Origin of the sequence: Methylobacterium indicum (assembly GCF_001043895.1) — a bacterium.
GTDB lineage: Bacteria > Pseudomonadota > Alphaproteobacteria > Rhizobiales > Beijerinckiaceae > Methylobacterium > Methylobacterium indicum.
Map to the genome: position 1 here is coordinate 35,587 of NZ_JTHF01000056.1, position 14,105 is coordinate 49,691.

11 protein-coding genes and 2 pseudogenes are annotated in these 14,105 nt (G+C 70.5%); 7 read left to right on the plus strand and 6 right to left on the minus strand.

Features of this window, described 5'->3' with window-relative positions; all coding sequences use genetic code 11:
- Positions 1 to 133: 133 nt before the first annotated feature.
- The 3 genes from QR78_RS07255 to QR78_RS07265 form a co-directional block, all read right to left on the minus strand.
- Positions 134 to 1,948 carry an NADPH-dependent assimilatory sulfite reductase hemoprotein subunit gene (locus tag QR78_RS07255; protein WP_048426826.1) on the minus strand — a complete coding sequence of 605 codons (1,815 nt, stop codon included), beginning with the start codon at positions 1,946 to 1,948 and terminating at the stop codon, positions 134 to 136.
- A 371-nt stretch (positions 1,949 to 2,319) separates the two neighbouring features.
- Positions 2,320 to 4,098 carry a diflavin oxidoreductase gene (locus tag QR78_RS07260; RefSeq protein ID WP_048426827.1) on the minus strand — a complete coding sequence of 593 codons (1,779 nt, stop codon included), beginning with the start codon at positions 4,096 to 4,098 and terminating at the stop codon, positions 2,320 to 2,322.
- Positions 4,099 to 4,206: 108 nt separating this feature from the next.
- A complete protein-coding gene (locus QR78_RS07265; RefSeq protein ID WP_048426828.1) occupies positions 4,207 to 4,698 on the minus strand; it encodes an Lrp/AsnC family transcriptional regulator in 492 nt (163 codons plus the stop codon).
- Between the two features lie 213 nt (positions 4,699 to 4,911).
- On the opposite strand from QR78_RS07265, the gene QR78_RS07270 reads away from it, so the two are divergent.
- The 7 genes and pseudogenes from QR78_RS07270 to QR78_RS07295 all read left to right on the plus strand — a co-directional run bounded on the left by QR78_RS07270 (position 4,912) and on the right by QR78_RS07295 (position 12,008).
- Positions 4,912 to 5,760 (plus strand): phosphoadenylyl-sulfate reductase, encoded by an 849-nt coding sequence (locus QR78_RS07270; RefSeq protein ID WP_048426829.1) that lies wholly within the window; start codon positions 4,912 to 4,914, stop codon positions 5,758 to 5,760.
- A complete protein-coding gene (cysD, locus tag QR78_RS07275) occupies positions 5,757 to 6,692 on the plus strand; it encodes a sulfate adenylyltransferase subunit CysD (RefSeq protein ID WP_048426830.1) in 936 nt (311 codons plus the stop codon). The genes QR78_RS07270 and cysD overlap by 4 nt, the downstream gene beginning before the upstream one ends.
- Positions 6,692 to 8,000: pseudogene (cysN, locus tag QR78_RS35895) on the plus strand (sulfate adenylyltransferase subunit CysN); the annotation flags it as partial. The gene cysD and the pseudogene cysN, both read left to right, overlap by 1 nt.
- Positions 8,001 to 8,134: 134 nt before the next feature.
- Positions 8,135 to 9,109 carry a sulfate ABC transporter substrate-binding protein gene (locus QR78_RS35900; RefSeq protein WP_244276331.1) on the plus strand — a complete coding sequence of 325 codons (975 nt, stop codon included), beginning with the start codon at positions 8,135 to 8,137 and terminating at the stop codon, positions 9,107 to 9,109.
- Positions 9,106 to 9,981, plus strand: a complete 876-nt coding sequence (gene cysT / locus QR78_RS07285) for a sulfate ABC transporter permease subunit CysT (RefSeq protein ID WP_048426832.1) — start codon at positions 9,106 to 9,108, stop codon at positions 9,979 to 9,981. The genes QR78_RS35900 and cysT overlap by 4 nt, the downstream gene beginning before the upstream one ends.
- Complete coding sequence (cysW, locus tag QR78_RS07290) at positions 9,974 to 10,870, plus strand: sulfate ABC transporter permease subunit CysW (RefSeq protein WP_179945802.1); 897 nt, start codon at positions 9,974 to 9,976, stop codon at positions 10,868 to 10,870. Before cysT ends, cysW begins: the two co-directional genes overlap by 8 nt.
- Position 10,871: 1 nt before the next feature.
- Positions 10,872 to 12,008, plus strand: a complete 1,137-nt coding sequence (locus QR78_RS07295) for a sulfate/molybdate ABC transporter ATP-binding protein (protein WP_048426841.1) — start codon at positions 10,872 to 10,874, stop codon at positions 12,006 to 12,008.
- 58 nt (positions 12,009 to 12,066) lie between these two features.
- Here the strand turns inward: QR78_RS07295 and QR78_RS07300 are convergent, their stop codons facing one another.
- The 3 genes and pseudogenes from QR78_RS07300 to QR78_RS36660 all read right to left on the minus strand — a co-directional run.
- Positions 12,067 to 13,161 (minus strand): protein-glutamate methylesterase/protein-glutamine glutaminase, encoded by a 1,095-nt coding sequence (locus QR78_RS07300; protein ID WP_048426833.1) that lies wholly within the window; start codon positions 13,159 to 13,161, stop codon positions 12,067 to 12,069.
- Entirely contained in the window at positions 13,158 to 14,021 is an 864-nt protein-coding gene (locus tag QR78_RS07305) for a CheR family methyltransferase (protein ID WP_048426834.1), read from the minus strand. Before QR78_RS07305 ends, QR78_RS07300 begins: the two co-directional genes overlap by 4 nt.
- Positions 14,011 to 14,105, minus strand: a pseudogene (locus tag QR78_RS36660) (chemotaxis protein CheW); the annotation flags it as partial. The pseudogene QR78_RS36660 and the gene QR78_RS07305, both read right to left, overlap by 11 nt.

The window sequence follows — 14,105 nt, forward strand, 5'->3', positions numbered from 1 at the left end:
AGCCTCAGGGCTGACTGGAGTCCTCCTTCGAGGTCGGTCCATCATCGATGGGCTGACACCTCAGGATGAGGTGGGCGGGTGGGAATGGCAGTGGGCTCGGTTGCCTGACGCGCGCGAGCCCACTCCGAACCGATCAGGCCACCGCCTTCTGCGCGCCGGTCTGGACGTGGAAGTCCGGCCCGTTGCCGGTCTTCGCCACGTAGCCGGCCCGGATCACGAAGTCGCCGAAGCGCTCGCCCTTCGTCCGGTCCTTGGCGTAGGCCGCGAAGAGCGGGTCGAGCTTCGGGCGGATGTCGGAGGCGGTGACGTCCTCGGCGTAGAGCTTGCTCAGCCGCGAGCCGTCGAAGGCGGCGCCGAGATAGAGGTTGTAGCGCTCCGGGCCGCGGCCGACGAGGCCGATCTCGGCAATGAACGGCCGGGCGCAGCCGTTCGGGCAGCCGGTCATCCGGATGGTGATGTCGTCGTCAGACAGGCCGTGGGAGGCCAGGCTCTCCTCCAGCTCGTCGATCAGGCTCGGCAGGTAGCGCTCGCTCTCGGCGAGAGCCAGGCCGCAGGTCGGCAGCGCCACGCAGGCGAGGCTGTTGCGGCGCAACGCCCCCGCGCCGGTGGTGAGGCCGTATTCCTGCACCAGCGCGTCGATCTCCGCCTTCTTATCCGCCGGGACGTTGGCGATGATGACGTTCTGGTTGCCGGTGAGGCGGAAATCGCCCTGGTGCACCTCGGCGATGCGGCGCAGGCCGGCCAGGAACTGCGGCCCGCCCTCGACGTCCTTGATCCGGCCCGACGGCACGTAGAGCGTCAGGTGGTGCTTGCCGTCGTCGCCCGCGACCCAGCCGTAACGGTCGCCGTTGCCCGTGAAGGTGAACGGCTTCGGGTCCTGGAAGGCGCGGCCGACCCGCTTCTCGACCTCGGCCCGGAAGGCCTTCAGGCCGTAGCGCTCGATCGTGTACTTCAGGCGGGCGTTCTTGCGGACATTGCGGTTGCCCCAGTCGCGCTGGACGGTCATCACCGCCTCGGCGACCTTGAGGGCGTATTCCGGCTCGGAAAACAGCATCACGTCGGCGGTGCGCGGGAAGGTGTCGGTCTCGCCGTGGGTCATGCCCATGCCGCCGCCGACGGTGACGTTCCAGCCCGTCACCTTGCCCTTCTTGTCGAGGATCGCGATGAAGCCGAGGTCGTGGGCGTAGACGTCGACCTCGTTGGAGGGCGGCACCGCCACGATCGTCTTGAACTTCCGCGGCAGGTAGGTCTTGCCGTAGACCGGCTCGACCTCGGACGCGTCCTCGCCGCCGACCACGCGCTCTCCGTCGAGCCAGATCTCGCGCCAGGCATTGGTCTTCGGCAGGAGGCTGTCGGAGATGTCCTTGGCCAGCTTGTAGGCGGCCTCGTGGGCGCCCTTCTGGGCCGGATTCGTCGCCGCCATCACGTTGCGGTTGACGTCGCCGCAGGCCGCGATCGTGTCGAGCAACGCCGCGTCGATCGCCGCCATCGTGCGCTTGAGGTTCGACTTGATGACGCCGTGATACTGGAAGGTCTGGCGCGTCGTCGCCCGGAGCGTCCCGTTGGCGTAGGTGCGGGCGATCTCGTCGAGGATCAGCCATTGCTTCGGCGTCACGACGCCGCCGGCGATGCGCAGGCGGATCATGAAGGAATAGGCCTTGTCGAGCTTCTTCCTGGTCCGCTCGGCGCGCAGGTCACGGTCGTCCTGAAGGTACATCCCGTGGAACTTCACGAGCTGCCCGTCATCGTCCGAGATCGCCCCCGTGGCGTTCTTCAGGAGCCCCTCGGCGAGGGTGCCGCGCAGGTAGCCGCTGGCGATCTTGATGTGCTCGTTCGCCGAGAGCTTGGCGGCTCGGGCCGCTTCAGCTTCGGTGATCGGACGCTCGGTCGGCGGCGTCTCGTAGACGCGCTCGGCGGTGGGGGTGTCGGCGGTCTTATGGTCGGCCATGGGGTGTGTCCGTTCGGGCGCCGGGTACGGCGCATGATCTACCAGCGTCCCGGGCGCCTGACAGCACCGAAGGAGACGCGGGATCCCCTCATCGGGTGGGAGGAGGGGCGGGGGTGAGGGTTTGACGCCTCGGAACTGGTTGCCGGACTTGGCTCTCTTCTCCTCTCCCCGCGGGCGGGGAGAGGGCTGCATCTCCGTTCAGGAGATGCAGCAAGCCCGAAGGGCGAGGGTGAGGGGGTGTTTCCGGAAGAGCCACATCCGGCACCTCCCCCTCACCTTCGGCTGCCGCCTCGCTGTCGACCCGACAAGGGGTCGACAGCCCTCTCCCCGCCCGCGGGGAGAGGGGAGATGCGCACCCGGCGATGCGGACCCTAGTACACGTCCTGCTGATAGCGGTGGCTGCGCTCCAGGCCGGCCACCGCCGCTTCCGCGGCCGCGGCATCCAGGCCCTTCACGTCGGCGAAGGCACGCACCAACGCCGCCCGCACGTCCTTGGCCATCGCCTTGGCGTCGCCGCAGACATAGAAGTGGGCGCCGCCGTCGAGCCAGGAGACGAGTTCGCGCCGCTGCTCCCAGATCCGGTCCTGGACGTAGATTTTTTCCGGCTGGTCGCGGGAGAAGGCGACGTCTATGCGGGCGAGCGACCCGTCCTCCAGGGCCTCCTGCCATTCGAGCTGGTACAGGAAGTCGTGGGTGAAGTGACGGTCGCCGAAAAAGAGCCAGTTGCGGCCCGGGGCCTCGGTGGCGCGGCGCTCCTGCACGAAGGCGCGGAACGGCGCCACGCCGGTGCCGGGACCGACCATGATGATGTCGGTGGCGGGGTTCGCGGGCAGGCGGAAATGCTTGTTCGGCTTCACCCGCACCTTCAGCTTGGCGCCGGTGCGGATCCGGTCCGCGACGTGGACCGAGGCGACGCCCGTCCGCGCCCGGTCGTGGGTGGTGTAGCGCACCGCCGCGATGGTCAGGTGAGCCTCGTCGCCGACCTCGGCCCGCGAGGAGGCGATCGAGTAGGCCCGGGGCGGCAGCGGCCGGGTGATGTCGCTGAGGTGCTGCGCCGTCAGCTTGGCCGGATAGGTCTCGATCAGGTCGACGAGGTGGCGGCCCTCGATCCAGGCCCGGACCTCGTTCGACTCGATCAGGCGGCGCGCCTCCTCGTGGCCCGTGGCCTTGACGAAGCGCTCGACCGTCGCGGCCGACAGGGTGGTGATGTCGCGCTCGGCGAGCAGGGCTTGGCGCAGCACCGAATCGCCCTCGAGACCGGCGGCCTTGAGGATCTGGTCGACCAGCGCCGGGTCGTTCTCGGGGTAGAGCTCGAGGGAGTCGCCGGGCTCGTAGGCGGGAGCGGCGTCCTCGAAGGCGAGCGCGAGGTGGATCGTCTCCTTGTCGGAGCGCGACGAGTTGAGGTTGACGTGCTCGATCACCTCGACGACGACCGGCTCGCGGCTGAGCTCGACCTCCTCGTCGCCGCCCGCCGTGCGGGCGAAATCCACCGCCACGACGTTGCCCGCGGCGGCCTCGGCCGGCGCCAGCGCCTTGAGGGCGTCCTTGATCCAGGCGGCGGCCGGCTTGTCGAAGTCGAGGTCGCAATCGACCCGCGGCAGCACGCGCTTGGCGCCCAAGGCCTCGAAGCGATCGTCGAGGCGCTTTCCGATGGCGCAGAACTCGGCATAGGACGTGTCGCCCAGCGCCAGCACGCCGAACTCGACCCCGTCGAGGCGGGGCGCGCCCTCGCCCATGATCTCGCCATAGGCGCGCACGGCCCGGGCCGGCGGCTCGCCCTCGCCCCAGGTGGCGGCGATGACGATCAGGCGCTTCTCCTTCCCCAAGGCCGCCACGTCGAGGTCGGCGAAGTCGACGACCTTCGGCTTGAAGCCGGTCTTGCGGGCGAGCTTCGACACGTCGCCGGCGAGCTTTTCGGAATTGCCCGATTCGCTGGCGAAGACGATCGTCAGCGGCTCGGCGGCCCGCGGCGGCGCGGCCGGGGCGGGCGCCTCGGCGGTGGCGGCGCCTCCCGCGGCGTCGAGCCCGGCGAGGAAGCCGGCGAGCCACGCCCGTTGCAGGGCGGTGGTGGAGCCGAGGGCGGCATCGAGATGGGCCCGCTCGGCGTCGCCGAAGGGAGCCGTGCGGGGGAGAAGCGCGGGGCGAGACATGCCCGCACAGATGTGCCCGCGCCGGCCCGGAGTCAACCGAAATGTTCTTTTTGAAGAACGCGTCCGCGGGAGATCGTCGTTATCGTCCGCGGGCGCGTAGAGAGAATATTATTTTCCGTTCGCCGCGACGGCCTGGACGAACGGCGCCGTCGGCAGCGGCAGGGCGGTGGTGCTCTTCACCTTCTCCATGGCGAACCGGGAGGTGACGTTCTTCAGCGGCAGCCCCGCGATGAGGCGCTTGTAGAAGGCGTCGTAGGCCTGCATGTCCGCCACCACGACGCGCAGCATGTAATCCACGTCGCCGGCCATGCGGTAGAATTCCAGCACCTCGGGCATCCCCGCCACGGTGGCGGCGAAGCGCTCCAGCCACTCGCGGGAATGGTCGCTGGTCTCGATCGAGACGAAAACCGTTAACCCCAATCCCAACTTCACCGGGTCGAGCACCGCCACCCGGCGGTCGATCACCCCGTCGGCCTCGAGGCGCTGGATGCGCTTCCAGCACGGGGTCTGCGACAGGCCGACGCGCTCCCCGATCTGGGCGATCGACAGGGTCGCGTCGTTCTGGAGCAGGGCGAGGATCTTCAAATCGATGGCATCCACTGCGCGGCTCCGATTCTGGAGAAGATTCTTTCAAGGCTGACCCTCGGGAAGGGAACGGATTTTCTACCCGGGGGTTGACCGGATCCCCAATATCCCGAGGCGCGGGGGCGAGGAGAACGAAAAACTCCGGGATCGCGGACCAGCCATGCCTTGACAGTGTTCGGTATAGCGAACAGTTACCCCTTCACACAAGCAGCCAATCCCGGGCTCTCCATGACCCTCCCCCTCGACCGCGCGGCGCAGGACGCCCTTGCGGAAGATCTGGCGACGCGTCTGCGTCCCCTCGCCCTACAGGCGCGCCTCGCGCTGATCGACGCGACGGTGGACGGCCGCCTGGTCTTCACCACGAGCTTCGGCCTGGAGGACCAGGCCCTCACCCACGCGTTGCGCATGGCGAAGTCGCGGGCCGAGATCGTGACCCTCGATACCGGCCGGCTCTTTCCCGAGACCTACGACACCTGGGCCGAGACGGAAGCGGCCTACGGCTTCCGCATCCGCGCCTACGCGCCGGAGCGCGAGGCCGAGGAGCGGTTCGTCGAAGAGTCCGGCATCAACGGCTTTCGTCATTCCGTGGCGGCGCGCCAGGCCTGCTGCGGCTTCCGCAAGGTCGAGCCGCTGGGCCGGGCCCTTACCGGCGCCGCCGGCTGGCTCACCGGCCTGCGCGCCGGCCAGTCGGCCAACCGGGCGGAGACGCCGCTCGCCGAGGCCGACCACGCCCGCGGGCTGATCAAGCTCAACCCGCTCGCCGACTGGACCCGCGAGGCTTTGGCCGAGCTGATCCACCAGAACTACGTGCCCTACAACGTCCTGCACGACCGCGGCTTCCCGTCGATCGGCTGCGCGCCCTGTACCCGCGCCGTGAAGGTCGGCGAGCCCGAGCGCGCCGGCCGCTGGTGGTGGGAGCAGGCGGGCAAGCAGGAATGCGGCCTCCATGTCGCCGGCGCGCCCGGCAGCGGGATCAAGCCCGGACAGGAACCCGGCGCCTTCGAGCCGGCACAGTCCACCACGAGACCCTCGTCCGAATCATCCTCGACCAAGACTAACCCGGAGCTGGCCGCATGAGCGCCGCCCTCAAGGTCCGTACCGACGGCCTCGACCGCCTGACCCACCTCCAGCGCCTGGAGGCCGAGAGCATCCACATCATGCGGGAGACGGTCGCCGAGACCGAGAACCCGGTGATGCTGTACTCGATCGGCAAGGATTCCTCGGTCCTGCTGCATCTGGCGCTCAAGGCCTTCGCGCCGGGCCGGCTGCCGTTCCCGCTGCTCCACGTCGACACGACCTGGAAGTTCCGCGAGATGATCGCCTTCCGCGATCGGCGCGCCAAGGAACTCGGCCTCGACCTCCTGGTCCACACCAACCCGGACGGACTCGCCCGCGGGATCGGGCCGGTGAGCCACGGCTCCGAGGTCCATACCGACGTGATGAAGACCCAGGCCCTGCGCCAGGCCCTCGACAAGCACAAGTTCGACGCGGCCTTCGGCGGCGCCCGGCGCGACGAGGAGGCCTCGCGGGCCAAGGAGCGCATCGTGAGCTTGCGCACCGCGCAGCACCGCTGGGATCCGAAGCGCCAGCGCGCCGAGCCCTGGCACCTCTACAACATGAAGAAGCAGCGCGGCGAGTCGTTGCGCGTCTTCCCGCTGTCGAACTGGACCGAGCTCGATATCTGGCTCTACATCGAGCAGGAGAACATCCCGATCGTCCCGCTCTACTACGCGGCCGAGCGCCCGGTGGTGCAGCGCGACGGGCAGCTGATCATGGTGGACGACGAGCGGCTGCCGCTGAATCCCGGCGAGACGCCGGAGATGCGTCTCGTGCGGTTCCGGACGCTCGGCTGCTATCCGCTGACCGGGGCGGTGGAGAGCGACGCCGCGACCCTGCCGGAGATCATCGGCGAGACGCTGGCCGCCCGCACCTCCGAACGGCAGGGCCGGGTGATCGACAAGGACGGCGCCGGCGCCATGGAGCGCAAGAAGCAGGAAGGCTACTTCTGATGACCGTGCACCAATCCACCCGCGCCTTCGGCTACGAGGCGTTCCTCGCCGCCCACCAGCGCAAGGAAGTGCTGCGGTTCATCACCTGCGGCTCGGTCGATGACGGCAAGTCGACCCTGATCGGGCGCCTGCTGCACGACACCAAGCAGATCTTCGACGATCAGGTCAGCGCGCTGGAGCGCGATTCGCGCCGCCACGGCACGCGGGGCGGCGAGATCGACCTCGCGCTCCTCGTCGACGGCCTCCAGGCCGAGCGCGAGCAGGGCATCACCATCGACGTCGCCTACCGGTTCTTCTCGACCGAGCGGCGCTCCTTCATCGTCGCCGACACCCCCGGCCACGTCCAGTACACCCGCAACATGGCGACCGGCGCCTCGACCGCCGAGGTCGCGGTGCTGCTGGTCGATGCCCGCAAGGGGCTGAGCCCGCAGACGAGGCGCCACGCGCTCCTGGTCTCGATGCTCGGCATCCGCCGCGTCGTGCTGGCGGTCAACAAGATGGACCTGATCGGCTGGTCGCAGGACCGGTTCGACGCGATCCTCGCCGAGTTCCAGGCCTTCGCCCGGGACCTGCGCTTTGCCGACGTCACCGGCATCCCGCTCTCGGCGGCGAATGGCGACAACGTCGTGCTGCCCGGCACCGCCGCGCCCTGGTATACCGGCGCGCCGCTGCTCCAGTACCTCGAAGAGGTGCCGGCCCATGTCGAGGAGGAGGCCGCTCCCTTCCGCATGGCGGTGCAGTGGGTCAACCGGCCGAATTCCGACTTCCGCGGCTTCTCGGGGCTGATCGCCTCGGGGAGCGTCGCGGTCGGCGACGCGGTGGTGGTGGCGCCGTCCGGCACCCCGTCCACGGTCGCCCGGATCTACACCTATGACGGCGACCTGCCGCGCGCCATCGCCGGCCAGTCGGTGACCCTGGTGCTGGCCGACGAGGTCGATGCGTCGCGCGGCAGCGTCATCACGGCGGCCGCACAGCCGCCGAACGTCAGCGACCGTCTCGAGGTCCGGCTGTTCTGGGCCAACGAGGCCGAGCTGACGCCCGGCGCGACCTACCTCGCCAAGGTCGGCACGGTGACGGCGAACGCCGTGGTCGAGGCCGTGCGGGCGCGCATCGACACCGAGACCGGGCAGGGCGTGCCGGCCGGGTCCTTGAGCGCCAACGACATCGGCGACGTGACGCTCAGCCTCGACCGCAAGGTCGCGGTCGACGCCTACCGCCAGAACCGCGACACCGGCAGCCTGATCCTGATCGACCGGGCCACCACCGACACGGCGGCCCTCGGCCTCGTCCAGGCCCTGCCGGCGGCTCCTCAGGGCGGTGCGAAGACCGAAGCCAAAGCGGAACCGAAGACCGAGGCGGCGCCCGCCGGCGGCGGCCTGCTCGGCTCCCTGAAGCGGCTGTTCCGGGGCTCGTCGCTCGCGCTCGCCGCCGGGGCCTCGCTCCTGGCGCTCGCCGGGGCGCCGGCCCCGGTCAAGGCGCAGACGCTGCTGAACGTCTCGTACGACCCGACCCGGGAGCTGTACCGGGCGATCGACGCCGCCTTCGCCAAGGAGTGGAAGGCCAAGACCGGCGAGACCGTGACGGTGCGCGCCTCCCATGGCGGCTCCGGCGCCCAGGCCCGCTCGGTCATCGACGGGCTGCCGGCCGACGTGGTGACGCTGGCGCTCGCCAGCGACATCGACGCCATCGCCGCCCGCTCGAAGAAGCTGCCGGCGGACTGGCAGAAGCGGCTGCCGTTCAACTCGACGCCCTATACCTCGACCATCGTGTTCCTGGTCCGGAAGGGCAACCCGAAGGGCATCAAGGACTGGGACGACCTGGTGAAGCCGGGGATCCAGGTCATCACCCCGAACCCGAAGACCTCGGGCGGGGCGCGCTGGAACTACCTCGCGGCCTACGCCTACGCGCTGTCGAAGAACAACAACGACGACGCCAAGGCGAAGGACTTCGTCACGGCCCTGTTCAAGAACGTGCCGGTGCTCGATACCGGCGCGCGCGGCGCCACCACCACCTTCGTGCAGCGGGGCCTCGGCGACGTGCTGATCGCCTGGGAGAACGAGGCGTTCCTGGCCGACGAGGAATTCGGCAAGGGCAAGTTCGACATCGTCGTGCCGTCGATCTCGATCCTGGCCGAGCCGCCGGTGGCCTTGATCGACGCCAATGTCGACCAGAAGGGCACCCGCAAGCAGGCCGAGGCCTACCTGCAATTCCTCTACACGCCGGAAGCCCAGCGGATCATCGCCAAGAACTTCTACCGCCCGCGCGACGAGGCGGCGGCGGACAAGGCGGACCTCGCCCGCTTCCCCAAGCTGAAGCTCGTCACCATCGACGACACCTTCGGCGGCTGGGCCAAGGCCCAAAAGACCCATTTCGACGATGGCGGCGTGTTCGACGCCATCCTGAAGTCCCGCCAATGAGCGACGCCGCGGCCCTGCCCGCGGGCCGGGCGGCGGCCCGGCCCCGCTTCCGGCGCCCGACGGCGATCCCGGGTTTTCGCCTGACCTTCGGGATCACGCTCACCTACCTGACCCTCATCGTCCTCCTGCCGCTGGCGGTGCTGCTTCTGCGCGCCGCCAGCGTCGGCCCGGCCGGCCTGTGGGCCCTGATCACCGATCCCCGCAACCTCGCGGCGCTCAAGACCTCGTTCGGCCTGTCGCTCGCGGCGGCCGCGATCGACGCGGTGTTCGGGCTCCTGATCGCCTGGGTGCTGACCCGCTACCGGTTTCCCGGCCGGCGGATCATCGACGCGCTCGTCGACCTGCCCTTCGCCCTGCCGACGGCGGTGGCCGGCATCGCGCTCGCCAGCCTCTACGCGCCGAACGGCTGGCTCGGCGAGCCCCTGATGGCGCTCGGCATCAAGGTCGCCTACACGCCGCTCGGCATCCTGGTGGCGCTCGTCTTCGTCGGCCTGCCGTTCTGCGTCCGCACGGTGCAGCCGCTGGTGGCCGAGATCGACAAGTCGAGCGAGGAGGCCGCGGCGATCCTCGGCGCCTCGCGGTTCCGGGCGCTGGTCACCGTGATCCTGCCGCCCCTGATCCCCGCGATGCTGACGGGCTTCGCGCTGGCCTTCGCCCGCGCCGTCGGGGAATACGGCTCGGTGATCTTCGTCGCCGGCAACCTGCCCTACGTCTCGGAGATCGCGCCGCTCCTGATCGTGATCAAGCTCGAAGAGTTCAACTATGCCGGCGCCACGGCGATCGCCGCCGTGATGCTGCTGATGTCCTTCACCGCGCTTCTCGCCATCAACCTCTTGCAGGATTTCAGCCGCCGCAGGTTCGGGCATGTCTGAGACCACCGTCCCCTCCATCCGCCCTCCGGCCCGCCCGGCCGCCGCCAGCGCGCATGCGGCGCTGACCGAGCCGCGCCCGGTCCGCATCGCGCTGACGGTTCTCGCCGTCGCCTTCCTGGGATTGTTCCTGCTGCTGCCGCTGGCGGTGGTGTTCGTCGAGGCGCTGAGCAAGGGCCTGGGGCCCTACTTCGCGAGCTTCGCCGAGCCCGATGCGCTCGCGGCGGTCCGCCTGACCCTCCTCGTCGCGGTGATCGCGGTGCCGCTCAACGTCGTGTTCGGCCTGTGCGCCTCCTGGGCCATCGCCAAGTTCGACTTCCGCGGCCGTAACCTTCTCATCACGCTCATCGATCTGCCGTTCTCGGTCTCGCCGGTGGTCGCCGGCCTGATCTACGTGCTGATCTTCGGGGCGCAGGGCCTGCTCGGCCCGTTCCTGCAACGCCACGGGATCGAGATCATCTTCGCGGTGCCGGGCATCGTGCTCGCCACGGTGTTCGTCACCTTCCCGTTCGTGGCCCGCGAGCTGATCCCGTTGATGCAGGACCAGGGCACCACCGACGAGGAAGCCGCGTTGACCCTCGGGGCCAGCCCGTGGCGGGTCTTTCGCACCGTGACCCTGCCCAACGTGCGCTGGGCGCTGCTCTACGGGGTCTTGCTCTGCAACGCCCGGGCGATGGGCGAGTTCGGGGCGGTCTCGGTCGTGTCTGGCCGCATCCGGGGTCTCACCAACACCATGCCGCTCCATGTCGAGATCCTGTACAACGAGTACAATTACGTGGCGGCGTTCGGAATCGCCTCGCTGCTGGCGCTCCTCGCGCTCGTCACCCTGGCGGGTAAGTCTTTCCTGGAATGGCGCCATGCCGATGCGCTGGCCGGACGCGGAGCCCATTGAGATGACGGCAGGATTCGCTCCCACCGCCCTGTCCCTGCGCCGCGAGGCGTCGGCCCGCCCGGTCGAGGCCTCGTCCGCCGAGCGCCTGCGCCAGGCCGGCACCTCGGTCCGGGTCGATCGCATCGTCAAAAGCTATGGCGGCGCGGGTCCGGCGGCGCTCGAAGGCGTCAGCCTGGCGATCGAGCCGGGCGAGCTCCTGGCGCTTCTCGGCCCTTCGGGCTCGGGCAAGACCACGCTGCTGCGCGTCATCGCCGGGCTGGAGATCCCCGACGGGGGACGGGTGTTCTTCGGCTCGCAGGACACCACCGACATCCCGGTGCAAAGCCGCGGCGTCGGCTTCGTGTTCCAGCACTACGCCCTGTTCCGCCACCTGACGGTGTTCGAGAACATCGCCTACGGGTTGCGCTCGCGCCCCCGGGCCCAGCGTCCGCGGGAGGACGAGATCCGCCGCCGGGTCGAGCGCCTGCTCGAACTCGTGCAGCTGCCCGACCTCGCCAAGCGGTTCCCGGGCCAGCTCTCGGGCGGCCAGCGCCAGCGGGTGGCGCTCGCCCGGGCGCTGGCGGTCGAGCCGTCGGTGCTGCTCCTCGACGAGCCGTTCGGGGCGCTGGACGCCCAGGTGCGCAAGGACCTGCGGCGCTGGCTGCGGGAGATCCACCGCGAGACCGGCCAGACCACGATCTTCGTCACCCACGACCAGGACGAGGCCCTGGAACTCGCCGACCGGATCGCGATCCTCAACAAGGGCCGGATCGAGCAGGTCGGCGCGCCGCACGAGGTCCAGGACCACCCGGCCTCGCGCTTCGTGATGTCCTTCGTCGGCGAGACCGCGCGCCTGTCCGCGGAGGTCGCGGGCGGGGAGGTCCGGGTCGCCGGCCGCACCGTGATCGCGGCGGAGCCGGGCTGGCCGCAGGGCCCCGTCGATCTCTGCCTGCGGCCCTGGGACCTCACGGTCGGGCAGGGGGCCGGCACGCTGCCCGGCACCGTGCGCGAATGGCGCCGCACCGGGCGGGGCACCGTGGCGGAGATCCTGCTGGACGGCGCCGAGGCCCCGGTCGAGGTCAAGGTCACGGACGTCTACGAGCCGGGCGACCGGGTGGCGCTCGCGGTCGGCGCGGCGCGGGTGTTTCCCCGCGGGTGAGACACCGGCTCCGCCCGGCCTTCGGGCGGCGCGGAGCCGAGGTTCGGGCGGGGCGTTCTCACCCCGCCTCGCCACCCCGCGCGGCGATCCCGAAGCGCAGGATCTCGCCGGAGATGTGGTCGAGGCCCACGACCTTCTCGGCCGCGCCGCGCTCGATCGCTTCTTTCGGCATCCCGAACACGACCGAGCTCGCCTCGTCCTGCGCGATCGTCCGGGCGCCGGCCCGGCGCATCTCCAGGAGGCCGGCGGCGCCGTCGTCGCCCATGCCGGTCATGATGATCCCGAGGGCGTTGCCGCCCGCGGCCTGCGCGGCGGAGCGAAACAGCACGTCGACGGAGGGGCGGTGGCGCGAGACCGGCGGGCCGTCCTTGATCGCGACCTGATAGCGCCCGCCGGTGCGCTGGAGCAGCATGTGGCGCGCACCCGGCGCGATCAGCGCGAGGCCCGGCCGCACCACGTCGCCGTCCTCGGCCTCCTTGACGGCAATGGCGCAGAGCCCGTCGAGCCGGCGCGCGAAGGCGGCGGTGAAGTGCTCGGGCATGTGCTGCACGATCAGGATGCCGGGGCAGTCCGGCGGCAGCGGCTCGAGCACGTTGCGCAGGGATTCCGTGCCCCCGGTCGAGACGCCGATGCAGATGACGGGCTCGGTCGCGACCACCGGCCGGCGGCTCGCCACCGGGGGCAGCATCGCGTCGGCCGTGAGCTTGGCCTCGACCGGGCGGGCCCGCCCCGCACCCCGGGGCTTCGCCCGGGCGGCGGCCCGGACGGCATCGCAGACCCGCCGGCCGGAATCGATGAGCGCCTGGCGGGTGTCGACCCGGGGCTTGGGCAGGACCGCGACGGCGCCGGCCTCCATCACCTCGGCGACGAGCTGCGAGCCCGGCTCGGCGAGCCCCGAGCAGACGATCACCGGGATCGGCTTCTGCGCCATGATCTTGCGCAGGAAGGTGAGGCCGTCCATCCGCGGCATCTCAAGGTCGAGCAGGATCACGTCGGGGAGGTCGTCGCGGATGCGCCGTGCGGCCACGAACGGGTCGGAGGCGGTGGCGAGCACCACGATGTCCGGCGCCTCGCCCAGGATGCCGGCGAGCGTCTGGCGCACCGAGGCCGAATCGTCGACGATCAGGACGCGGATCGGGTCGCGGCCGCTCACCGGCCGCCCCCCTCGGGACGGCGAAAGATCGACGAGGTCTCCTGGACGAGCCCGGCGGCCCCGATGCCCGCCATCGACTCGGAATGGCCGACCACCAGGAAGCCCCCCGGGACGAGGTGCTGGGCCAGGTGCTCGACGACCTTCTTCTGTGTCGGCTTGTCGAAGTAGATCAGCACGTTGCGGCAGAAGATGACGTGCACGCCGGACTCGACCGGGTAGGTGTCGTCCATCAGGTTGAGGTGGCGGAACCGGACCTGGCGGCGCAGCTCGGGGACGATGCGGCCCTCGCGGCGGGCCGGGTCGCGGGCCTCCATGACGTAGCGGCGGCGATACTCGGGCGGCACCGGCGCCAGCATGTCGGTGGCGTAGATCCCGCGGGCCGCGACGGCGAGCACCTGGGTCGAGATGTCGGTGCCGAGGATGCCGTAGGACATCTCGTGGCCGGCCCGCACCATGTCGTCGAGGACCATCGCCAGGGTGTAGGCCTCGGCCCCGATCGAGGCCGCGGCGCTCCAGACCTTCAGTCGCAGCGGCCGGCCGCGCCCCTGCGCGGCGAGCCGCGGCACCGCCTCCTCGCGCAGGAAGTCGAAGTGGCTCGGCTCGCGGAAGAAGTCGGTCTTGTTCGTCGTCACGCAGTCGATCAGGTGCGTGAGCTCCTGGGCGAGGAAGCCCTCCTCGAACAGGAGACGCCCGTAGGCGTCGAGCCCGTCGAGGTCGAGCGCGCGCACGCGCTTGCGCAGGCGGCCCTCGACCATCGTGCGCTTGACCGCCGGGAGCTGGATGCCGACCCGCTCCTCGATCAGCGCGGCGATCGAGCGGTAATGGCCGTCCTGCAGGACGGAGCCGATCTCAAGCTGCATCGCGGAGCGCCGGGGCGTCGCCCGCCATCAGGCGCGCGAGGTCGAACACCACCACGAAGGCCTCGCCCTTGCGGCCGATCCCGG